21 protein-coding genes are annotated in these 23,878 nt (G+C 26.8%); all 21 read right to left on the reverse strand.

Features of this window, described 5'->3' with window-relative positions; all coding sequences use genetic code 11:
* Positions 1–802 (reverse strand): ABC transporter substrate-binding protein (locus BN346_RS02685; protein WP_034439098.1); only part of this gene is annotated, 802 nt, incomplete at its 3' end.
* A gap of 139 nt (positions 803–941) precedes the next feature.
* Positions 942–2,912, reverse strand: a complete 1,971-nt coding sequence (gene ligA / locus BN346_RS02690; protein ID WP_423219650.1) for an NAD-dependent DNA ligase LigA — start codon at positions 2,910–2,912, stop codon at positions 942–944.
* Positions 2,913–2,965: 53 nt separating this feature from the next.
* The gene (pcrA, locus tag BN346_RS02695) at positions 2,966–5,206 is read right to left on the reverse strand and encodes a DNA helicase PcrA (protein WP_034439105.1); all 2,241 of its coding nucleotides are present in this window, start codon (positions 5,204–5,206) and stop codon (positions 2,966–2,968) included.
* A gap of 213 nt (positions 5,207–5,419) precedes the next feature.
* Complete coding sequence (locus BN346_RS02700; RefSeq protein ID WP_034439108.1) at positions 5,420–5,725, reverse strand: YerC/YecD family TrpR-related protein; 306 nt, start codon at positions 5,723–5,725, stop codon at positions 5,420–5,422.
* Positions 5,726–6,020: 295 nt separating this feature from the next.
* Entirely contained in the window at positions 6,021–6,248 is a 228-nt protein-coding gene (gene secG / locus BN346_RS02705; protein ID WP_034439111.1) for a preprotein translocase subunit SecG, read from the reverse strand.
* A 154-nt stretch (positions 6,249–6,402) separates the two neighbouring features.
* Entirely contained in the window at positions 6,403–7,701 is a 1,299-nt protein-coding gene (gene eno / locus BN346_RS02710) for a phosphopyruvate hydratase (RefSeq protein ID WP_034439113.1), read from the reverse strand.
* A 137-nt stretch (positions 7,702–7,838) separates the two neighbouring features.
* Positions 7,839–9,386, reverse strand: a complete 1,548-nt coding sequence (gene gpmI, locus BN346_RS02715) for a 2,3-bisphosphoglycerate-independent phosphoglycerate mutase (protein WP_034439116.1) — start codon at positions 9,384–9,386, stop codon at positions 7,839–7,841.
* Positions 9,387–9,408: 22 nt separating this feature from the next.
* The gene (gene tpiA, locus BN346_RS02720) at positions 9,409–10,155 is read right to left on the reverse strand and encodes a triose-phosphate isomerase (protein WP_034439118.1); all 747 of its coding nucleotides are present in this window, start codon (positions 10,153–10,155) and stop codon (positions 9,409–9,411) included.
* A 41-nt stretch (positions 10,156–10,196) separates the two neighbouring features.
* Positions 10,197–11,396, reverse strand: coding sequence for a phosphoglycerate kinase (locus BN346_RS02725; protein ID WP_034439120.1), 1,200 nt, complete (start codon positions 11,394–11,396; stop codon positions 10,197–10,199).
* A 306-nt stretch (positions 11,397–11,702) separates the two neighbouring features.
* A complete protein-coding gene (gap, locus tag BN346_RS02730) occupies positions 11,703–12,710 on the reverse strand; it encodes a type I glyceraldehyde-3-phosphate dehydrogenase (RefSeq protein WP_034439122.1) in 1,008 nt (335 codons plus the stop codon).
* A gap of 40 nt (positions 12,711–12,750) precedes the next feature.
* Positions 12,751–13,788, reverse strand: coding sequence for a sugar-binding transcriptional regulator (locus tag BN346_RS02735; RefSeq protein WP_034439124.1), 1,038 nt, complete (start codon positions 13,786–13,788; stop codon positions 12,751–12,753).
* A 133-nt stretch (positions 13,789–13,921) separates the two neighbouring features.
* The gene (gene rpoN, locus BN346_RS02740; protein ID WP_478216033.1) at positions 13,922–15,274 is read right to left on the reverse strand and encodes an RNA polymerase factor sigma-54; all 1,353 of its coding nucleotides are present in this window, start codon (positions 15,272–15,274) and stop codon (positions 13,922–13,924) included.
* A 133-nt stretch (positions 15,275–15,407) separates the two neighbouring features.
* Complete coding sequence (locus tag BN346_RS02745) at positions 15,408–15,986, reverse strand: hypothetical protein (RefSeq protein WP_034439127.1); 579 nt, start codon at positions 15,984–15,986, stop codon at positions 15,408–15,410.
* Between the two features lie 513 nt (positions 15,987–16,499).
* Positions 16,500–16,754 carry a hypothetical protein gene (locus BN346_RS02750; RefSeq protein WP_034439128.1) on the reverse strand — a complete coding sequence of 85 codons (255 nt, stop codon included), beginning with the start codon at positions 16,752–16,754 and terminating at the stop codon, positions 16,500–16,502.
* A complete protein-coding gene (locus BN346_RS02755; protein WP_034439129.1) occupies positions 16,741–17,574 on the reverse strand; it encodes a rolling circle replication-associated protein in 834 nt (277 codons plus the stop codon). The genes BN346_RS02750 and BN346_RS02755 overlap by 14 nt, the downstream gene beginning before the upstream one ends.
* 138 nt (positions 17,575–17,712) lie before the next feature.
* Complete coding sequence (locus tag BN346_RS02760) at positions 17,713–18,381, reverse strand: hypothetical protein (protein WP_034439130.1); 669 nt, start codon at positions 18,379–18,381, stop codon at positions 17,713–17,715.
* A 158-nt stretch (positions 18,382–18,539) separates the two neighbouring features.
* A complete protein-coding gene (locus BN346_RS02765; RefSeq protein WP_034439131.1) occupies positions 18,540–18,740 on the reverse strand; it encodes a helix-turn-helix transcriptional regulator in 201 nt (66 codons plus the stop codon).
* A gap of 115 nt (positions 18,741–18,855) precedes the next feature.
* Complete coding sequence (locus BN346_RS20360; protein WP_051539931.1) at positions 18,856–19,596, reverse strand: DUF3862 domain-containing protein; 741 nt, start codon at positions 19,594–19,596, stop codon at positions 18,856–18,858.
* 822 nt (positions 19,597–20,418) lie between these two features.
* Complete coding sequence (locus tag BN346_RS21110) at positions 20,419–21,900, reverse strand: RNA-guided endonuclease TnpB family protein (RefSeq protein ID WP_051539934.1); 1,482 nt, start codon at positions 21,898–21,900, stop codon at positions 20,419–20,421.
* A gap of 119 nt (positions 21,901–22,019) precedes the next feature.
* Positions 22,020–23,042 (reverse strand): GH25 family lysozyme, encoded by a 1,023-nt coding sequence (locus tag BN346_RS02780; protein ID WP_051539936.1) that lies wholly within the window; start codon positions 23,040–23,042, stop codon positions 22,020–22,022.
* Positions 23,032–23,484 carry a phage holin family protein gene (locus BN346_RS02785; protein WP_034439132.1) on the reverse strand — a complete coding sequence of 151 codons (453 nt, stop codon included), beginning with the start codon at positions 23,482–23,484 and terminating at the stop codon, positions 23,032–23,034. The genes BN346_RS02780 and BN346_RS02785 overlap by 11 nt, the downstream gene beginning before the upstream one ends.
* Between the last annotated feature and the right edge of the window lie 394 nt (positions 23,485–23,878).

Below are 23,878 nucleotides of genomic sequence, written 5' to 3' on the forward strand. Positions count from 1 at the left end.
TTTCATTTATTGGCGGGTCTATAAATATATCTAATTTATAATTTGCATCTTCAAAATTTGCCAAGACTTCTTCTTTATCTTCAATAAAAGATAACAGTATTCTATTATCTGTAACCTCTTTAACATTATAGTAATTGTTATTTTTACATAAAACATATTCATCTTTTTCATTTATCTTTAAAATAAATGGACCACTATATTTTATAGAATTATCACATTTTGAAAAATCTTTTAATAAATTATAGTCCCTTAAAGACATTACTGGTTCTGATAATATTTCTAACAATTTGTCACAAGGCTTATTTAATCTTATTTTCAAAACATCATCTGAAACATCCTTTATTGCAACATTCTCAAAAGAAGTTTTGTTTGTTATATAATCGGATACACCATAAATACAACTTAATTCTTCTCTATATAAATTATTTTCGTCACTTAAAAATTCTTTAAAAAACTTAACAAAGTCTTTTGATTTTATTTTTTCACCATTGCTATATTTTGCATTATCTCTAATTTTGAATTGATATTCTATTTTATCATCGCTGACTTTATATTCCTTCGATAATCCTCCAACTATATTTCCATCTTTATTAACTTTTACTAACCCTTCAAATAATGAATTTAATAAATCTTTTTCTCTAATTTTTTTATTATCTGTCATCTTTAAATCTTTAGGTCTATTTTCAATATTGCAGACTATATAATCTCCTTCAACTTCTTCACTTTTCCTATTTACATCTTGAAAAGAAACTGAAAACGTTAGTATTACACATAATATTGTAATTATAATAATTTTTTTCATATACTAATCACCTATATATAATAAATTTGAAACTTATTTTCATACTAAAATTATTAACATATATTAAAACTTTAATTCAATTTATAAAAAAAGACATTTTACTATTTAAAACTTCATAGTAAAATGTCTTTACATTTTCTTAAATCATATTTTCAAATTCTTCTTCTGTTAAAATTTGAACTCCTAAATCTAAAGCTTTTTGATATTTTGAACCTGCTTCTTCCCCCGCTAAAACATAATCTGTTTTTTTGCTTACAGCACTTGAAACTTTAACACCTAATGCTTCTAATTTTTCTTTTATTTCATTTCTTGAGTAATTTTTAAGTGTTCCTGTTACTACCATAGTTTTTCCTTCAAATGAATTGTCTTTTATCTCTAATTCATCATAAGTTGGATTAACACCTAATTTAAATAATTCATCAATAATATTTTTTACTTTTTCTGATTCAAAAAATTCCATTATGCTTTTAGCTACAATATCGCCTATATCATTTATATCTATAAGAGATTCAAAATCTGCTTTCATTAAATTATTTATATTTTTAAACTTGTTTGCTAAGTCCTTTGCAGTTTTCTTTCCTACATTAGCAATTCCTAATGCATATATAAATGAAGCTAAATCACAATTTTTACTGCCTTCTATTGCATTTAAAAGGTTCTGTGATTTTTTATCTTTAAATTTTTCCAATGTTAATAATTCTTCTTTTTTTATTCTGTATAAATCAGCTATAGATTTTATATCTAAGTTTTCAAATAATGCTTCTGCAGTTTTCTCGCTAAATCCAGCTATATTCATAGCTTCTCTACTTCCATAATGTACTATAGATTTAACTAGTTGTGGTTTACAAGAAAGTGTATTTTCACAAAAATAATGTACACCATCTTGAATTAATTTTGTACCACAACTTGGACAAACTTTAGGTGATTCAATTTCCTTTGCTTCATCTAAACTTTCTTCAACTGCACCCATTATTTCCGGAATAACATCATTTGAACGCCTAACAAAAACATTACAACCAATTTTTACCCCTTTTCTTTTTATATCATCCATATTATTAAGTGTAGCTCTTTTTACTGTAACACCACCAAGTTCTACTGGTTCTAATATGGCTGTCGGTGTAACTCTTCCACTTCTACCTACATTCCATTCTACATCTAGAAGTGTTGTAGACGTTTCTTCTGCTTCAAATTTATATGCAATAGCCCATTTAGGGAATTTTATAGTATATCCCAAAAGTTCCCTTGTTCTCATATCATCTATAGCTATAACTGCGCCATCTATATCGTAATTTAAATTATTTCTTATACTTTCTATATACTCAATTTCCTTCTCTATTTGTTCTATCGTTGTACAAGGTTTAAAGTAGTCATCTACTGGAAAGCCTTGTTTTATAAGGAAATTTAGCATTTCAGTATAACTTTCAAATGACTTCCCTTCATTGTAACCAACATCATAAAAAAATGCTGAAAGATTTCTTTTAGCCGTTTCTTTCACATTTAAATTTCTTAGAGCACCAGCTGCCCCATTTCTTAGATTTTTTAATGGAACATTTGATGAAGTATTGTATTTTTCAAAAGCTTCTTTTGTCATTATAGCTTCACCATGAACTTCTATAGTTCTATTATGATCTATTTTTAAAGGTACTGATTTTATTGTTTTTACTTGAAGTGTAATATCTTCTCCAATTTCTCCTGTACCTCTAGATGCAGCAACTTTTAATATTCCTTCTTCATCGTAAGTCAAATTTATTGAAAGTCCATCAAATTTTTTAGTAACTATATATTTTAATTCTGGTAATTCATCATCATTATTTAAATTGTATTCTTTTATAGCTTTTAAATTTCTATTATGAAAATCTTTTAGTTCTTGTATAGTTTGAGCTTTATCTAAACTCCATAATCTTGCCCTATGTGTATATTTTTTAAATTCTGGTAATACCACATCACCAACTCTTTGTGTTGGTGAATGTGGTAATGAATATTCAAGTTCCTTTTCTAGATTTAAAAGTTCATCATACAATTTATCATATTCTTTGTCTGAAACGGATGGTTTATCTAAAACATAGTACTCATAAGCATATTTATTTAATATATCTATTAATTCTACCATTCTTTTATTTTTGTCCAAAGTATCCACTCCTTTTAATTATCATAATAAAATTTTTATATTAATTCTATTGGAGCTTTATTGAGCATTAATTTCTTTATTCCTTGATTATCAAACGCTACTGTAAGAAGCATATCACTCCCACTACCTGAAATTCCAACTATTGTTCCAATACCAAAGCTAGCATGTTTAACTTTTCTACCTTGTGTAACTTCACTAGTATTTACAGATGATTTTGATACGTTAGTTTCTTTTGAGGTCATCATAGCTCCTACTGAAGATTGTGTTCCTCTATTAAAACTGCTGCTATAGCTTGCTACACTTTCTCTTCTTTGACTTTTAAAAGTATTAACTGCTCTTGACTTTTCTCCACCAACTAGTTCTTTTAACCCTACTGGTATTTCTCCTATAAAATCTGATGGTTCATAACATACAGTTCTTCCAAAAACTCTTCTAGTTTCAGCTGATGTTACATATAATTTTTCTTTAGCTCTAGTAATTGCAACATAACATAATCTTCTAGCTTCTTCCATCTCATTAAAACTGTTTAAAGCATTCATACTTGGAAAAATCCCATTTTCCATTCCAACTAAGAATACTACTGGAAACTCTAATCCCTTTGCACTATGAACAGTCATCATAACTGATGTTTCTTCTTTTTCTTCTAAATTATCTATATCTGATACTAATGTAACCTTTTCTAAAAATGCTGATAACGACTTATCATCACTACCTTTTTCAAACTCTACTGCATCAGATACTAATTCTTTTAAGTTTTCAATTCTGCTTTCATCTTCTATTGCATTAGATTTTTTAAGCATTTCCATATATCCTGTTTGATCTAAAACATCTAATATTAACTGTGATACTGTCATATCATCAGCTCTTGACATTAATGCATTTATTATTCCAGTAAACTTATTTATTGAATTTATAGCCTTTGTTGATAAGCCTGGGATAATATCAACATCTAAAAGTGTATTATAAAGACAATCCTCAGCCTCATTAGCTACATCTTGCACTTTAGCCACTGTAGCATCTCCAATACTTCTTTTAGGTTCATTAATTATTCTTCTTAAGCTTATATCATCTAATGGATTATTTATAAGTTTTAAATATGCCATTATATCCTTTATTTCTTTTCTATCATAGAATTTTAGTCCACCTACAATTTTATATGGTATATCTGATTTTCTAAAAGATTCCTCAAGAATACGTGATTGTGAATTCATTCTATATAGCACAGCAAAATCCTTGTATGTCTTGTTTTCTTCTTTCATTAATCTTTTTATTTCACCAGCAACAAAATTACCTTCATCAATATCACTAAAAGCTCTATATATTCTTATTTTTTCGCCTTCTTCACTGTCAGTTCTTAAAACTTTTTCTTTTCTCTGTGCATTATTTTTTATTACCATATTAGCAGCTTTTAGTATATTTCCTTTTGAACGATAATTTTGTTCTAATTTTATTACTTTGGTCTTTTTATAGTCTTTTTCAAAATCTAATATATTTCTTATATCTGCGCCTCTCCACTGATAAATACATTGATCATCATCTCCAACAACACAAATATTCTCTTCTTCACCCACTAATAATTTAACTAACTCATATTGAGCTCTATTTGTATCTTGATATTCATCCACCATTATGTATCTAAATTTTCTTCTATAAAAATCCCTTACTTCTTGAAAATCATTTAATAGTTTTACAGTCATAAATATTAAATCATCAAAGTCTAGTGAATTACTAGCTTTTAATTTTTTTTGATATAACATATAAATATCTGCTATTTTATTTTTTCTAAAATCACCTTGATTTTCTTTTTTAAATTTTTCACTAGATATTAAATCATTTTTTGCACTTGAAATTTTCCCTATAATTTCTCCATCAGTTAAATCTTTGTCATTTATATTAAGTTCTTTCATACATTGCTTTACTAAAGTTTTTGCATCATAGCTATCATAAATAGTAAAATTTTTATTATATCCTAGTTTATCTATTTCTCTTCTTAAAATTCTTACACAACTTGAGTGGAATGTTGATATCCACATACTATCTGCAACATCACCAACTAACCCTTGAATTCTTTCTTTCATTTCTCCTGCTGCTTTATTAGTGAATGTTATTGCAAGTATTTGAGATGGGTATATATTTAAATCCTCTATCATGTGAGCTATTCTATATGTTAAAACTCTTGTTTTACCTGATCCTGCCCCTGCCAATATAAGAAGAGGTCCATTTATAGTGGATGCAGCTTCATATTGTTCTTTATTAAGTAAACTTTTTAGATCCATTCTGTTCATCACTCCTACTCTAACGTTCTTCTAAATTTATATATAAATTAATATAATTTTTATATTTTAACTTTTATCCAATAACGTCCTATTATTATACCATATAACACCTATTATATTTAATAAATCAATCTTTATTTTATGTTTAATTCATAATTATATCCATAAAATAAAAAAAGAGATTACCTCATTAAGTAACCTCCCTATACATAGCTATTTACTTTTCCAATCTACTCTATCAAATACTGTTTTATATCCTTGGCATCCATAATTTAAAGATCTATTTACTCTACTTATAGTAGCTGTACTTGCCCCTGTTGTACTTGCAATATCTAAATATGTTCTTCTTTCCATAAGCATTTTAGCAACTTGCAATCTTTGCTCTATTGCTTTAACTTCATAAACTGTACAAACATCTTCAAAAAACCTATAGAATTCTTCTTTAGTTTCTAAAGATTTAATACACTCAATTAAAAAATCCATCTCTTCACATTCTAGTTTTGATTTGTATTCACTCATAAAAATACCCCCTACACTAATATTTCCCCTATATTAGTACTACAATCCCTTTTTTTAATGTAACCATATAAATTGATTTAAATATTTACAACTTTTATTTCTAAAAAAGTATTATTTATAATAGCTATTCCTTTTACGTGCAAAATTTTCTTTAAATTGAGAAATTTATAAAGATTCTAACACATTTTTCAACTTCGATTATATCACAGATATTAGAAACTTTAAAGAACAATAATATTTGATTTCAAAGAATATTTCGCAAAAAAAAGATTAAAGTAGACTAGCCACTTTAATCCTATAAAGCATTTATTAGTATAATAGATCCTGCAAATATAGTAGCAAAAACTATTGTCATTTTAATTAAAAAAGATTCTTTAGTTTTAGTTTTATTTTTTGAGTAAAACGTTTCTGAAGTTCCGCTTACTAAACCTTGTAATCCATTTGCTTTACTTGGTTGTAATAATATGCAAATAATTAATAGTATAGCTGAAATTATTTGAATCCATACAAGAACATCTTTCATGAGAACACCTCCTTATGTCTTTAGACATCAATACTATAATATTATCATATTATTTTCAAAGATACAATTTATTTAACATAATATAATATTCTAATTTTAGTAAATTCCTATAAAAAAGTTGATGCATAACTTAATCTGCATCAACTTTCTTAAATTATTTTCTATTTATATTATAGAATGATTTCATACCTCTATATTCAGCCATTTCACCTAGTTCTTCTTCAATTCTTAAAAGTTGATTGTATTTAGCAACTCTTTCACTTCTTGCAGGTGCTCCAGTTTTTATTTGTCCTGCATTCATAGCTACAACTAAATCAGCTATTGTTGTATCTTCTGTTTCACCACTTCTATGAGAAACTACAGCTGTATATCCTGCTCTTGATGCCATTTCTATAGCATTCAAAGTTTCTGTTAAAGTTCCTATTTGATTTAATTTTATAAGTATTGAATTTGCAACTTTCTTTTCTATACCCATTTTTAATCTTTCAGTGTTTGTAACAAATAAATCGTCACCAACTAATTGAACTTTATGTCCTATTTTATCAGTTAAATGTTTCCATCCTTCCCAATCTTCTTCAGCCATACCATCTTCAATTGAGATTATTGGATATTTTTCAGCAAGTTCTACATAATAATCTGCCATTTGTTCTGGTGTTAATATTCTTCCCTCACCAGCTAAATTATATTTTCCATCTTCAAAGAATTCAGATGATGCTGGATCTAATGCTAAGAATATATCCTCACCTGGTTTATATCCTGATTTTTCTATAGCTTCCATTATAACTTTTATAGCTTCCTCATTTGAAGATAAATTTGGTGCAAATCCACCTTCATCACCAACACCTGTTCCTAAGCCTTTTTCTTTTAATATTGATTTTAATTTATGATATACTTCTGCACACATTCTTAATGCTTCATTAAAAGATTTTGCTCCAACTGGCATAATCATAAATTCTTGTAAATCAACATTGTTATCAGCATGTTTTCCACCATTTAATATGTTCATCATAGGAACTGGTAATACTTTTGCATTAACTCCACCTATGTATTGATAAATTCCTAAGCCTAAATATTCTGCAGCTGCTCTTGCACATGCAAGTGAAACTCCTAGAGTAGCATTTGCTCCAAATTTTCCTTTATTTTCAGTTCCATCAAGATCTATCATTAAATTATCTATAGCAACTTGATCAAAAACATTCATTCCTACTAATTCTTCTGCTATTATATCATTTACATTGTCTACTGCTCTAAGTACACCTTTACCATTGTATATTTCTTTAACATTATCTCTTAATTCAACTGCTTCAAACATTCCTGTTGATGCACCTGAAGGTACCGCTGCTCTACCAACTGTTCCATCTTCTAAAGTTACTTCCACCTCTACTGTTGGAAATGCTCTTGAATCTAATATTTGTCTTGCATAAACATCAATAATTTCTACATATTGTTTCATTTATAAACCCTCCTAAATTGTTTTTATTTCAAGTCATATAAAATAGAATTGATCTTTTAAATTACACTTTGTAGTGTAGTATTTAAATATCTATTTTATTGACAATATATATTATTCCCTTAAGACACATTGATTTATTATTTTATTTTTTGCATCTTAATTAGTGTTTCACCTGTCATTTCAATTGGTTTTTCAAGTCCCATTACATCAAGTATTGTTGGAGCTATATCTGCTAATATTCCAGATGTTAACTCTTTCTTCTCATTAGATATACATATAAACGGAACTTCATTCGTTGTATGTGCAGTCATAGGTTTGCCTGTAGAATAATCTATCATTTGTTCTGCATTTCCATGATCAGCTGTAATAAATAACACACCATCTTTATCTAAAATCTTATCTATTACTTTACCCATACAATTATCTACAGTTTCCACAGCCTTAATTGCAGCTTCTAAAATCCCTGTATGCCCTACCATATCTGCATTTGCATAGTTTAATATTATTAAGTCATTTTTGTTTTCATCTATTTTCTTTAACACTTCATCTGTAACTTCTTTAGCACTCATTTCCGGTTTTAAATCATATGTGGCTACTTTAGGTGATGGTATAAGTACTCTTTCTTCATTCTTATTAGGTAATTCCACTCCACCATTAAAGAAAAATGTTACGTGTGCATATTTTTCAGTTTCTGCTATTCTTAATTGATTTAATCCTTTTGATGAAATGTACTCACCTAAGGTGTTTTCATACTTTTCTTTTCTATATGCCACATTTACATTTTCTAATGTTTTATCATATTCTGTCATTGAAACAAAACATAATTCATTTAACTTAATTCTTTCAAAATGTTCAAAAGTACTGTCATTTATGGCTCTTGTAATTTCCCTTGCTCTATCTGGTCTAAAGTTAAAAAATATTATAGAATCTTTACTCTTTATAGTTCCAATTGGCATATTTTCATCATCTATTACTACAGATGGAAGTACAAATTCATCTGTTTTGTTGTCATGATAAGATCTATCTACTGCTTCTATTGCATTTTTTACTATTTCGCCTTCACCTTTTACCATTGCATCATAAGCAAGATTTATTCTTTCCCATCTATTATCTCTATCCATTGCATAATATCTACCTGAAACTGTAGCAATTTTACCTATACCTATTTCTTTCAAGTAATATTCTAATTCACTTATATATTCTTTAGCTGAAGTTGGCGGTACATCTCTACCATCTAGAAAACAATGAATATATATTTTTTCAACTTCATTTTCTTTGCATAATTTAATTAATGCTTTTAAATGTTCTATATGGGAATGAACTCCACCATCTGATAATAATCCCATCATGTGTATTGAAGAATTGTTTTCTTTAGAATTTTTTATAGCTTTTAAAAAGGCTTCATTTTCAAAAAAAGTTCCTTCTTTTATACACTTTGTAATTCTTGTTAAATCTTGATAAACTATTCTTCCTGCACCTATATTTAAATGTCCCACTTCCGAATTCCCCATTTGACCTTCCGGAAGACCTACACTAAGTCCTGAAGCCTTTAATGTTACACAGGGATATTTTTTTATTACTTTATCATAATTTGGTTTTTTAGCAGCTCTTATAGCATTTCCATCTAAACCACTACTTAATCCAAACCCATCTAATATCATAAGCATTGTCGGTTTTTTAGACATCTAACCACCCTTTAACTATATTTTAATAATTAACTATTGCACTAAATTCTTCAGCTTTTAAGCTTGCACCACCTATTAAGCCTCCATCTATATGTTCTTTTGACATTTGTTCCTTTATTGTAGATGATTTTACTGAACCACCATATTGTATTCTTAATTCTTCACTTGTATTCTTGTCATATAATTTTTCAACAATGTTTCTTATAAATCCAATAGTTTCATTAGCCTCATCAGCAGTTGCTGTTTTTCCTGTTCCTATTGCCCATATTGGTTCATAAGCTATAACTAATTTTTCAACTTGCTCTTTACTTAATCCATCTAAAGCTTTTTCAACTTGACATTCTAATTTTGCTTCTGTAGTATTTCCTTCTCTTTCACTTAAAGTTTCGCCAACACAAAGTATAGGTAAAATACCATATTCAAAAGCTTTTTTTATCTTTTTATTAACAGTCTCATCTGTTTCATTAAAATATTCTCTTCTTTCACTATGTCCTATTATTACATAATTAATATCTAATGATTTAAGCATTGGTGCAGAAACCTCTCCTGTAAACGCGCCATTTTCCTCAAAATGCATATTTTGAGCCCCAACTTTTATATTAGTTCCTTTTGTTAATTCTCTAACTTTTTGTAAAGCTATAAAACTTGGACAAACTACTACATCGCAATTTGCATCTTTTACTAATGGAATTAAATCTTCCACTAATTTAGTTGCTTCACTTATATCTTTATTCATTTTCCAATTTCCTGCAATTATTGGTTTTCTCATCATATTCCTCCAACTTTACAACTAACTTAAATATTATTTTTTTACTTATCATCAAGTGATACTATACCTGGAAGTTCTATTCCTTCTAAAAACTCTAATGATGCTCCTCCACCAGTTGATATGTGAGTCATACACTCTCCTAAATTAAATATATTAACAGCGGCAGCACTATCTCCGCCACCAATTATAGTGGTGGCTTCTTTATTATCTGCCATTTTCTTTGCTATAGCTAGTGTACCATTCTTAAAGTTTTCAAATTCAAATACTCCCATTGGTCCATTCCAAACTATTGTTTTTGAATTTTTTATTACTTCTTCATATATTTCTACTGTTTTTGGTCCTATATCAAGACCCATATACCCATCTTTTATGTCTTTTCCTTCTGTTATTATTGCCTCTGAATCTTTAGAAAATTCCTTAGCTACAACATGATCCACTGGTATTAATAATTTAACATTTTTATTTTTAGCTTTTTCTATCATCTCTCTTGCATAATCCATTTTATCATCTTCAACTAATGAATTTCCAATGTTATAACCTTCAGCCTTTAAGAATGTATACGCCATTCCCCCACCTATTATTAAAGTATCAACTTTTTCTAATAAATTGTTTATAACATTAATTTTATCAGAAACTTTAGATCCTCCCAATATGGCAGTAAATGGTCTAACTGGACTTTCTACTGCATCACCTAAAAACTTAAGTTCTTTTTGTATTAAATATCCACAAACTGATTCTTTTGCATATTTAGTTATACCAACAGTAGAACAATGTGCTCTATGAGCTGTACCAAACGCATCATTTACAAATATATCACAAACTGATGCTAATTCTTTTGAGAAATTCTCTTCATTTTTAGTCTCTTCTTTTCTAAATCTAGTGTTTTCAAGAAGTGCAACTTCTCCATCTTGTAACTTATTTATTTTTTCAATTACTTCATTTGATATAACATTATTATCTTTTAAGAAGTCAACGTTTACTTCTAAAAGTTCTGATAATCTCTTACCTACTACTTTTAGTGATAACGCCTCTTTTGCTTCTCCCTTTGGTTTTCCAAGATGAGAACACAAAATAACTTTTGCACCATTTTCCATTAAATATTTAATTGTTGGCATTGCACCTAATAATCTATTTTCATCTGTTATTGCTCCATCTACAAGTGGAACATTAAAATCACATCTTACTAAAACCTTTTTTCCCTTAACATCTATATCTTCTATTGTTTTTTTATTAAACTTCACTTATATTCCCCTTTCCATATTATTCTTATAAAAATTTTACAATATATAAAATAATATTTCAATTTATTATGTGTTATTTTCTATATTATAATATTATCTATTAATTAAAATTTTATAAGAAAATATATCGCATCATATATAGTACAGTAAATTTTATACTTTACTCTTTTATTTTACCATCTTTTTAGGAAATATGATATACTATTAGGTTATTTTTTTAATATTTAGTGTAGCTTTATTGTTTGTTATAAAATTAAAATCTAGTTCTTATTAAAATTCAGAACTAGATTTTATAAAATTTATTCTTTATAATCTATCAGCTACATATTTTGTAAGATCAGCTAATCTATTTGAATAGCCCCATTCATTATCATACCATGAAACTATTTTAACCATATTATCATTTATAACCATAGTAGATAATCCATCAACTATTGATGAACGTTCATCTCCTCTATAATCTATAGATACTAATGGTTCTTCACTATATCCTAATATTCCTTTTAATTCACCTTCTGATGCCTTCTTAAATGCAGCATTTATTTCTTCTGCTGTAGCTGTTTTTGAAAGTTCACAAACTAAATCTGTTATTGATACAGTTGGTGTTGGTACTCTTACAGCCATTCCATTTAATTTACCTTTTAATTGTGGTAAAACTAATGATACTGCTTTTGCCGCTCCTGTTGTAGTTGGTATCATAGCTTCTGCTGCAGCTCTTGCTCTTCTTAGATCCTTATGTGGTGCATCTAATATTTTTTGGTCATTTGTATAAGAATGAATTGTAGTCATAAGACCTTTTACAATTCCAAATTCTCTATCTAATACTTTTGCAAATGGAGCTAAACAATTTGTTGTACAAGATGCATTAGAAATTATATTATGCTTTTCATTTTCATATTTTTCTTCATTAACACCTAAAACTATAGTTATATCTTCATTTTTTGCTGGAGCTGAAATCAATACTTTTTTAGCACCTGCCTCTATATGTGCCTTTGCTTTTTCTCCATCAGTAAATTTACCACTAGCTTCTATTACTATATCAACACCTAAAAGTCCCCAAGGTATATTTTTAGGTTCTCTTTCTGCAAAAATTCTTATTTCTTTACCATTAACAATTATAGCATTATCCTTAGCTTCTACAGTTCCATCAAATTGGCCATATAAAGAATCAAATTTTAATAAATGTGCTAATGTATATGGATCTACTAAATCATTAATCGCTACTACCTCTATGTCATTATTATACTTTTCTACTAAAACCTTAAACGCATTTCTTCCTATTCTTCCAAATCCACTTATTCCAACTTTTATCATTATTAATTCCTCCTACCATTCATTTATTATGTTTTATTATTTACAATGATGTTTCTGTTAATATATTATATATTTCTTTAGCTGTAGCCTCATCTGTAAATAAAACCTCATTTTTTCTATCTTTGATAGCTGCGATAATTGCTCTAGCTTTTCTTTTACCTGCAGCCACCGCTATCATATGTTTAATTTTTGATATTTCATTTCCATTTATTCCTATATTAGGTAGTGAATATACTATTTTTCCATCAGCATTAAAGTAATGTCCATATGCTTCTCCAACAGCATCTTCACTTTTTATTTTCTTTATTATTTCATAATTTAATTCTCTTTTATGGGACATCCTAGTAGCATCACCAATACCATGAATAACTATAGTAGATTTTTTTATACCTTCAAATATTCTTTTAATTTCTGGTTCATTTAAAATTGCATCAACGGTCTCTTTGCTCAAGCTATCTGGAATATGTAATATTTCATATCTTCCATTAATTTTAGATGCCAATCTACCTGCTAGAGTGTTTGATTGCAATTCTATATCTGTTCCCATTCCTCCTCTTGCTGGTAAAACCATTATATCCTTGTATTCATTAGTGGCCTGAAAACTATCAACTACTTCTTTAACAGTATTACCTCCCGTTAATGAAATTATTATATTATCTTCTAATAAATTTTTTATATATTCCGAAGATATTTTAGATATTTCTCTTAATACTGATTTATCCTCTTCAACATCGCCTGGTACCATTACCATGCCTTTTATATGCAATAGATTTGCTATTTCAAGTTCTATTGATTTGAATCCTTTTATTTCTCTTATAAAAAATTTTAAATCTCTAAGCAAATCCTTTCCTTCATCTGTTATACTCATTCCTATGCTGTTTATATCTATTAAATTTTGTTCTTTCAAAAAATTTACTTCACTTCTTATTATTCTTTCACTCAAATTTAAATTATTTGATAACATTCTTCTACCAATAGGTTGATTGTAATAAATATTGCTTAAAATGTTATATCTCATATCCAAAACAGTTAAAAGTTCTGGTACTAATTTCATTTGTAATTTTAATAATTCTTTCATTTTTCTCTCCTTGGACTTTTTGTGACCCGTAGGAACATTTATGTCCCTTTATGGTTTTATTATATTATAAAAAGCTATTCATGTGAATAGCTTTTTATAAATTTATTAATTTTTTTATTTTTTCAAAATTGTCTTAAACTCTTTTTCTTTGCGCTGAACTTAGTATATTTAATTCATCCCTATATTTAGCTATGGTTCTTCTTGATATTTCTATCCCTTCGTTTTTTAAAATATTACAGATTGCTGAATCTGAAAGTGGTTTCTTTTTATCTTCATTTTCTATTATACTAATTATTCTTCTTTTTATATTATATGTAGAAACTTCTCCGTCATTTCCAGTTAAGCTGTTAGTAAAAAAATCTTTTATTCTAACTACCCTACCACTAGGTATCGCTATATATTTATCTTTTATTGCTCTACTTACTGTAGATTCATGAAATTTTAGATTATCAGCTACAGTTTTTATTGTTAATGGTTTTAAATAATCTTCTCCATATAGAAAGTATTCATTTTGTATTTCTAATATATTGGATATTACAGAATACAACGTTTGTCTTCTACTTTCTATACTTTTTATAAGAAACATCGCTTTATTTACTTTTTCTTTTACATAATCAACAACTTCTTTTTCTTCACAAGTTGATATTATTTCACTATAAGTGCTATTTATATTTAATTTTGGTAATACTGAGTCATTCATTACTATTACAAATTCATCTTCTATTCTTTTTATAATAGCATCAGGTATTATATAGCTAGTCTCGTCTCCAGTAAAAAATCCTCTAGATGGTTTTGGTTCTAATGTTTTTATTATATCAACATACTTTTGTACTTTATTTAAATCTAAATTTAATTCTTTAGCTATATAAGAATATTTTGCTTTTGAAACTTCTTCAAGATATTTATCTATTATGATGTATATATTTTCATCTTCAATATTTTTTCTAATAAGTTGGATTTTTAGACACTCTCTTAAATTTCTAGCACCTATTCCTATTGGTTCCAAACTTTGAATTATTGATAATGCCTTTTCTACTACTCTTATATCACAATTATTTTTATTAGCTATATAACTTAAATCATCTTCAATATATCCACTACTATTTAAATCTTCTATTAAATAGTAACATAACTTTTTTTCTACTTTGTTAATTTCTAAATCTATTACTTGCTCTTTCAAATAATCTTTTAATGATTTTTTAGCTTCAACAAAGTTTAAAGGCGATACTTCCTCATCATTTCCCTTATATTCTTTTGAACTACTATCAGTATTGTTGTTTTTTAAAAAGTCTATAAGTTTTTTAAATTCAATATCACTTTCATTATCATCATTATTTTTAGCTTCCAATGTCACATTTTCTTCCAATTCCTTATTTATATGAGTAAGTAAATCATACGTTGACATTTGCAAAAGTTTTACCGACAGTTGCATTTCCATAGTCATAACTAATTTTTGTTCCATTGATAACTTTAAATCAAAACCCAAACTCATAATTACCACAGCCTTTTCTACATAATTTTAAGACTATAAAGTCTCGTAATTAAATTTAAACTCTATAGTCTTAATTATATCATAATTATAAATTTTTTCTATTTTACTACATATTATATAATTTAAATTAAATAATTATATTTTCTTCATTTAATATATTTATTGTATTGCATATTAAACTATACATTTCTTTTAATTCTATTCCATTTTTAATTATACCTAAAGTTCTAAAGCTTACTTCAAAATTAAACATTCCCTGATTTTTATCTATTTTGTCACACTGATTACACTGGAATATAAAATTTCTATATTTCATTAGTACATTTATTATATTTTTATCTTTTACTATTTTTTTAACAATCTCTTTTTCATTTGTCTTTATTATTAATTCATTATCAATTATTGCATTTTCTGTGCTGTATTCTTCAATATCTAATTCATTGCATTTAGAATTTAATTCATTTCTATTACATATTTTAAATTTAAAATTATTTAGACTCTTAAAATTACTTTTAATTCTTGTATATGTTATAGGAATACTCCCTGCATCCATTGTATAGTATTCTAGTATTATATCTGTACCATCATACTTCTTATTAATTTTTATTCCCCTGGAATTAATGTTTATATCTGCCCCAATTTCCTTACTTACCTTTTCCCATACTTCCTCTATACAGGGACCAGAAATACTATTGATTCTACTCATATTTTTAATTACCCCCTATTTATTTTACATTTTTCTATTATAATGTGTTATTTTATTAATATATATTATAATTTCCCCAAAAATTATTTATTTCATAACAACATTTATAATTTTCTAAATTTTTAAAATATTTTCATTATAATTATACTATATTTTTATATATTTTAAATATTTTTTTCATAATAAACTATAGAGTGTATCTCAATAATACTACACCTCCTAAGTGATTTCAAATTCTGCCCTACTTTAAATATGTTTTTTAAATATATTTTATAAAAAATAAAGTAGACTTAAAAAGCCTACTTTATTACTTATCTTTAACTATCTAGATCCCTTTTCATATGGTTGACCCTATGTAAAGAATAGTAGTATTGTTTTGAACTACTTTCTACCTATTATATATGTTTCTATTTCATTAGTCACCTTCGGCGTTAATCTATATATTATATCAATGCTTTTTTAAATTATAATTATATATATTATCCCCCCTCGTTCCTCGCCTTTTCCATCCTCTTATATTCCGCCTAACTCATCTATAATTTCTTTTAATTCTAATTTAAGACCATATTTATTAGAACTTAATTGTAAACTTATTTTATACTTTGTCATTTGCTTTAAACTTTTAATTAATTCTATATCCTTTTCAATTATATTGAAAGTATCTCCACTTTCTAAATCTAAAAAGTCTACAACAACATATGGTTTACCTTCTTTATTTTGCTTTAAATCAACTTTTGTAACTAACACATCTATTTCATTTATTTTCATATTCAAAACACTCCTTTTTATATAAATCAAAATAATTTACTGTGCCTTTGTATTCACCTTTAAAACTTTCATAACCAATCTTATAATTGTTTTGAAACTTTATATAGTAATCATCAAAATTAGATAATATATCTTCTATACTTTCTTTCATATACACTTTTGTTATTGCAGGCTTTTTTAATGTTTTATTGCTATATCCATATATTCTATATCCTTCTAATTCTTTATCTTCCATGGATTTTGTAATATAGCAACTTACATAAAGAGCCACATTAGTATTACCTTCTTGATTCAAACTTCTTATATCTACAAATCCATAACCCCAATATTTTTTATTAAATTCATTTTCTAAATTCTTATGCTCTATTGTTTTTCGTTCTTTACTACCACTTAACTTTATATTAATTGGAATATTACAAAGTATATGATAATGTAATCTTTCTTTTAAAGAACCATACTCTAAAACCCAAATATATTTTAAATCTGAATATGTTCTTCTCAATTTATTAAAAAAATTATTTAAATACCTCTTACTTTCTTGATAATTTGTTTCTTTATTAAAAGTTAGTGTTATAAATGTTTCCATATCGTTATTAGCTTTTATAAGTCTTATTATGTTATTTCTAGCATTTACAAGTGTTGTTTTTCTACCCCTCTTACTATTAACTTCTTTTTCATTCTCATTTAATTCACCCTTACCTCTTCTTCCATTTCTATTTTTACTCTCATTTCCTTCTTTAATTACATAATTGTTAACCTTGTATATTTCTACTCTATCATCTGTTGTCACTATCTTTACATTATAAAATCGTTCACTCATTGTATGAATTAAACTGCTACTATCAAGTTATATAGAATTTTTATTTAAAGTATTTTCACGTTCAATATTTTTCGCTATCGCTAAAGACTATCGCAAAAATATTGAACTTAAATGCTTTTTAAATAAAAATTCTATAAACTAAACAGTATAAGTTTTACCCTTACCAACATTATCACTATAATAGTAAAACTCTCGTTTTTTAACTTTTGTATTCTCTGGACTATAGCCAAGAACAACTCTATAACTACTTTCCTCCACCTGTCTGAAACATATTCTTGAGTTAAATAAATCTTTGAATTTAATAGATTCCTTTGTTCCTAACTGGCTTATTCCAATCACAAATATATTATAATGTCTACCTACTGCCAAAATATCAGCTATAGCTTTACTTATTGCTTTATCATTGCACAACACTAACATTTCATCTATAACTACGTAAAGTGGTCTTTCATGTCTTTTAATGTTTTTTAATAAATTATTTAAGTATTTTAGTATGTCCTCATTTCCGTTTATTCTTCTACTTGACTTAAAGTTCTTTAAGTCATCTTCAAATACATTTATTAATACAACCTTTTTATCTTTTAGTGCATACTCTACCATTTTAGTTTTACCATTTCCACTTAAACCTGCTATAAAAATGTGTGGAGTTATCCTCATATCAATAACTATAGGTTTTTTAACTATTAAATTGTTTTTATATCCCACCTGTAATTGATACTGATTTAACGTTTTATATTGCAATCTCTTGTTGTTACAATACCCCAATGCTATTAAATCTAAAGTTAAAAGTACGCTTCTTATCAACATATATATCACCTACATACTTTAAATAATTTTTAATTATCTTTATGTTTTATATGTATGCACTTACTTATAAAAAGTTTCTTATTTTTTAAGAAATTTCTTGTATTTATTTAATATTCTTATTTTTCAAGGTATTTTCTATAATAAAAAAGAGATATAGTTTAATCTAAAAACCATATCTCTTTTACGTCCCTATTTAATTTATTTGCTATATTTAAAGCTCTCTCTAGTGTTGGTTTGCTTCTTTCATTTTCCCATCCAGAATATGTTTTTATATCGACTCCTAAAAATCTAGCAAATTCACCTGGAGCCATAAGAAATTCTATCATTCTTATCTTTTTTAAATTATTTCTTACACTCATAAAATACACCTCTTAATATTATTATATTCTGTCAGTATGTTTTATTTCCTTTTTAGGCATAAAAAAATAAAGGCAATCTAATATTCAATTACACTAGATTGCCTTTAATAATTTTCTATTTTAATCCAAATTGAGCTTTCATATTAACTACTCCACCTTGAAATGTTATATCGCAATTAGAGCCATCTTTGTTCGCCCATGAATATATGCTACATTCTAAGTCCATTATTTGAGTTTGTGAAGTTAATCCACCTTCTCCTAAAATTGAGTTTACTTCCTCTAAAGTCATTCCTTCATTAACAGAATTATATTTTTCTAATGTTATGCCCGAATTATTTTTATTTAATCCAAACTGTGCTTTCCCTACAACAACCCCATCTTGAATTGTCATATTCATATTCGAAATTCCTTTACCCTTCCAAGTATACATTTTAGTTGACATTCCGCCTATTTCAGATGATGAATTTTCTGTACCTTCCCCTAAAATTGACTTTGCTTCTTCATATGATTGATTCATTCTTATGCTTAAAAAATTCTCATATGTTATCTTATTATCATCTTTTTTAGGCTCTACTTTTTTTTCAGTAGTCACTGGTTTAGTTTCCAATGATTCTTTTTGTTTTTCCTTTGTTTCTGTTTTAGTAACTTCCCTTGCAGGTTCTTTTTTATTTGATTCTACTGAATTGTTTGTTGGTGTACTAGTTGGCATGGATAATGATACTATAAAAAGAAATATACAAACCCCACCAGCAATTAAAGGTTTTTTTATTTTTTTTCTTCTAATAATATTTACAATTATAAATATTATAGAAATAAGAAATCCTACTCCTCCAGCTAAAAATAAAAATGTACTCATTTTAAATCCCCCTCATTTTAATCTTACATTAAAAATTTTACCTCTTTAACTGTTTTCTGTACACAAATTCGACAAATTTAGAATTAAACATTTATTATTAGACAATTATTTTTAATAAAAAATGAGCCTAGAAGTAACTAAACTCCTAGGCTCATTTCGTGCAATATTCTTATTATATTTATAATTTATTTTAACATAATTCTATTATTTATTAAACTACATTAACCATTAAATTTACATTCATATTCAACATAATCTATGTTAATCATTAACAAAGGAGGTTGCTTATGTTTAATAACAATATTTCATTTAAATATAACCTATGTTAATCATTAACAAAAGTAGAAAATTTGCTTATTCTTAGATATTTTGTATTTAAATATAACCTATGTTAATCATTAACACAATAAAAGTGGGAAGTAACTGGATGGTCCATCTTCCATTTAAATATAACCTATGTTAATCATTAACACAATAAAAGTGGGAAGTAACTGGATGGTCCATCTTCCATTTAAATATAACCTATGTTAATCATTAACTTCCGCTATCTAATATGCTTTTTATAATATTTAACATTTAAATATAACCTATGTTAATCATTAACCTTAGTAACTCAGCCATTTCCTCTAATAATTATTAATTTTTCTAATTGGTTATATCATAGTACCCACCATGCTTATAGCATTTTTTATACTAGCTTTTTACCAGCAAATTTCAACTGGAGCGGTTGTAAGAGTGTTAACATGCTTCCTTTCAAGTAATTTCAATGTTTTTAAGCGTGTTACTTCTCTACTTAGGATGGTAAATCACCCTTTATTAAAACTATACTACTTTGTTAGTTTCTAAACATTGTTCTATAATCTTATCAATGTATGGTAATGCTATGTTTTTCGCTGCATTAATGTCAGCATTTTCATAATTATTACATTCATCATTAACACACTTGAATTTTGACTGATTTTTTTTACAATCTCTATTTAACTCATTTATACATCCACATCTACTACATCTTTTTGATGTATATTTAGGATTCACTTTTATAACTTCTATTCCATATTCTTTAGCTTTGTATTCTATTTTTGTTTGCAAGTCAAAATATGGCCAATCCTTTAAAAATTTTTCACTTGGATTAAAGTTTTTTAAATTTTCCATCTGGATAATTCCACAATTATTTTTAACTGCGAAATCTACTATATACCTACTATATTTATGATTAAATGTATCTTTAAATCTTTCTATTTTGTTACCAATTTTATCAACTTGTTTACATCTTACTCTTCTTCCATGCCCCACTTTACTATTTCCACACCACTTGCACGATTGAGACAATCTTATCCTTTTACTGTTTAGCATAATCCTCTTATATGTTAAATTATGTCCACTTATTATATTTGTTGATAATCCTCTATATTCTTTTTCCTCTAATTCATGCAACTCTCTATTTATATTTTTCTCTAACTCCTTATTTCTTAATCCTAATTTATAATATTTTTGTCTTAATGCTATAGCTTCATTACCACTTATTAAGTTATGTGAATATCTTGTTAATTCCCACTCTTGTTTATTATTATCCCAAATTGCCATAGCTGCTATATTTACAATTCCAATATCTATACCTAATGTCCTGTTTTTATCTAATTTAATACTATTCTCCCTTTCAAATGAATAAGAAATTATAAATTCTATCTTACCTTTTTTATTTATATGCAATTGAGCTGAACCTTGCTTATAATCACCATTTAAAATTTTATAAATAGTTGCCTTCTTATTAGAGTCTATTTTATCCAATTTAAACTTTATCCAATCACAATTTAATTCTTCCTTTTTCTCTTTATTAAAAAGACCTATCTCAACAAAATATCCTTCATTTTTACTAAATCTATATGCCTTATTATGTATTACTACTTTTCCATTCATTTTATAACTTGGCAATGTAACCTTCCCAATAAACAATCCATCTTTTTTTGATTTATTATATTTATTAATTACATCTTGCCTTGCCTGAGCAACATTATTAGTCAAAAATCCCTTCATAATTTCATTCATTCTATTTTCTATCCAAGCACTTTTACTTTTACCTAGTAAATCTTTGTCAACAATTTTTTCTTCATACAAGTTTTTAAAATTCATACTATTAGTGTCCCATATATATAAGTAATTTGTAGCTAAATTATAAGCTTTTGATGACAAATATTGCATTTCTCTTATAATATTCATTATTTCTTTCATATTATAATTTACACATCTATTCAATGTAACTTTAATACACTTAGTCATTAAAACATTCTTTTCAGTAGTTTTCATTTACTCCCTCATTTCAAAGTTTTATTTTTAAAGTTTTATAAATAAAAAAAGAAGACCTAGAGATTCCCCCTAGGTCTATTATGTGCAACATTTACTTATATTATTATAAAAATTATATTTTAAACTAATTTTGCGGCATCTTTTAAACTATCATCCCTATTAGTTCCTGGTCTGCCACCTATTTGAATTGTCTTTTCAGCTTTTAATCCACTTATATCAAAGTCACTTTTCTTCATCATAGGACATTTCTTCTTTTGTGCTACATATATAGCTGCATTTGCATCCATATCACCAAAATATAATACTATTGTTTTCATATCATACACCTCTTTCTTTATATTCTCTTTCTCAAATTCTGTTTTTACATAATCACTACTTATATAACCTCCATGGTCTCCAAAATAAATTGAATACCAATTATCTACTTTTTTATCTATCCTTATAACTGCTCCATTGGTTAATGTTCCAATTATAGCTCCATCTGGCTTATCTCTAACATTTAATACATCAGCTAGAACCAAGCCTTCGTTTTTATCAAGGGTGAAAACACCATTAAATATTCCACTATTAAATTCATTAACATCACAATTCCCATTTACACCTAGAACATGTCCCTTATCTGTATATTGAAATCCTACCCAATTGGACCATATGCCATTGTAACTAGGTGGGTTAACATCATAATCAGCTATCCATACTGGATATTTTGAAAGCCTTGAATCTAAATTTTCCCTAGCAAATGATGTATATGTGTATACTACAACATTCTTTCCAGTTAATCTCTTAATCTCCTCTAAAAATGTAATACATTCACTAGTTAAAGTGTTTTTATCCATATTATTATTTTTTTCTATATCTATTGCCAATAAACAATCTGATACTTTATTTTTAATGCATTCAATAAAAAATTTAGCTTCATTAATTGCATCACCTAAAAAGAAATGATAAAATCCTACATTTAATCCTTGTTCTTTTGCTCTACTATAATTTTGCTCTAAAAAAGCATCCTTATAATTACTACCTTCTGATGCTTTCATGTATACTATATTTACTCCATCTCTTTTTACTGCTGCAAAATCTATGTCCCTTTGCCAATTTGAAACATCTATACCTTTTAAATTATTTTTGTTTCTACTTTGCATTAATATCACCTTCCTCTGATTTTTTCTTTAAAATATCTACTGCATCTACAAATGGTTTAGGTAAGTTTATCCCCATAAGTCCTACATTTTCTATTATGCTAAGTATTTCATTTGCCATAAATCCTATTATTACTGCATTTCTTATAAAGCCATTTGCTTTTAGTACAATATCCATTTGAACAGCTACGACAACAAGCATATATATAAATATCTTTTTTACTAACCCTTTAAATCCTATTCTACTTTTAGCTCCTCCTGTTTCTGTTTTAGGACTATTTTTAAATATAATGGCTACTGCTCCACCACTAAAATAGTCTATAATACTACAAGTTAATAATGCCCAAAATAAAGTATCAAACCCTCCAAATAATTGTCCTAAACTACCACCTAATAAACCTATTACCCCATAAAAACCTGTCTTTAATAAATTTTCCTTTTCCACTTCTACACCTCTTTCTATAAAAATAGGCAATAAAAAAGAACCTTTATGGTCCTGCTCTATTGCCTTTAAATGATTTAATTTACTTTGTTTTACTCTAATTTCAATATTTAATAGTCAATATTACATAAAAAAAATACTATTATATCATTCACCCTTTATTGTATAGCTTAATATAATATTATTGAAAGAGTTCATAATAACCTACGTATAAATTAGATTTTATAATAATATATGATGTATTTAAATTCACCGTATCTTATCAATTGTTTAAAGCCAAATCCTTCTTTCATTACAACTTATTTTGGAGATGTTCTACAATTTAAAGAATATCTCTTTTTTTAATACATTTACATTGTTCTATTATAGAAAATTAGGCAATAAAAAGGGTGATATA

The sequence above is a fragment of the Clostridium ihumii AP5 genome (genome assembly GCF_000612845.1).
Taxonomy (GTDB): Bacteria; Bacillota; Clostridia; order Clostridiales; family Clostridiaceae; genus Clostridium_J; species Clostridium_J ihumii.

Excerpts from the sequence above, each read along its gene's own strand:
- ligA (WP_423219650.1), bottom strand. The coding sequence starts at position 2,912 with ATGGTAGAATTAATAGATATATTAAATAAATATGCTTATGAGTACTAT.
- pcrA (WP_034439105.1), bottom strand. The coding sequence starts at position 5,206 with ATGGATCTAAAAAGTTTACTTAATAAAGAACAATATGAAGCTGCATCC.
- BN346_RS02700 (WP_034439108.1), bottom strand. The coding sequence starts at position 5,725 with ATGAGTGAATACAAATCAAAACTAGAATGTGAAGAGATGGATTTTTTA.
- secG (WP_034439111.1), bottom strand. The coding sequence starts at position 6,248 with ATGAAAGATGTTCTTGTATGGATTCAAATAATTTCAGCTATACTATTA.
- eno (WP_034439113.1), bottom strand. The coding sequence starts at position 7,701 with ATGAAACAATATGTAGAAATTATTGATGTTTATGCAAGACAAATATTA.
- gpmI (WP_034439116.1), bottom strand. The coding sequence starts at position 9,386 with ATGTCTAAAAAACCGACAATGCTTATGATATTAGATGGGTTTGGATTA.
- tpiA (WP_034439118.1), bottom strand. The coding sequence starts at position 10,155 with ATGAGAAAACCAATAATTGCAGGAAATTGGAAAATGAATAAAGATATA.
- gap (WP_034439122.1), bottom strand. The coding sequence starts at position 12,710 with ATGATAAAAGTTGGAATAAGTGGATTTGGAAGAATAGGAAGAAATGCG.
- BN346_RS02735 (WP_034439124.1), bottom strand. The coding sequence starts at position 13,788 with ATGAAAGAATTATTAAAATTACAAATGAAATTAGTACCAGAACTTTTA.
- BN346_RS02745 (WP_034439127.1), bottom strand. The coding sequence starts at position 15,986 with ATGAGTAGAATCAATAGTATTTCTGGTCCCTGTATAGAGGAAGTATGG.
- BN346_RS02750 (WP_034439128.1), bottom strand. The coding sequence starts at position 16,754 with ATGAAAATAAATGAAATAGATGTGTTAGTTACAAAAGTTGATTTAAAG.
- BN346_RS02755 (WP_034439129.1), bottom strand. The coding sequence starts at position 17,574 with ATGAGTGAACGATTTTATAATGTAAAGATAGTGACAACAGATGATAGA.
- BN346_RS02760 (WP_034439130.1), bottom strand. The coding sequence starts at position 18,381 with ATGTTGATAAGAAGCGTACTTTTAACTTTAGATTTAATAGCATTGGGG.
- BN346_RS02765 (WP_034439131.1), bottom strand. The coding sequence starts at position 18,740 with ATGAGTGTAAGAAATAATTTAAAAAAGATAAGAATGATAGAATTTCTT.
- BN346_RS20360 (WP_051539931.1), bottom strand. The coding sequence starts at position 19,596 with ATGAGTACATTTTTATTTTTAGCTGGAGGAGTAGGATTTCTTATTTCT.
- BN346_RS21110 (WP_051539934.1), bottom strand. The coding sequence starts at position 21,900 with ATGAAAACTACTGAAAAGAATGTTTTAATGACTAAGTGTATTAAAGTT.
- BN346_RS02780 (WP_051539936.1), bottom strand. The coding sequence starts at position 23,042 with ATGCAAAGTAGAAACAAAAATAATTTAAAAGGTATAGATGTTTCAAAT.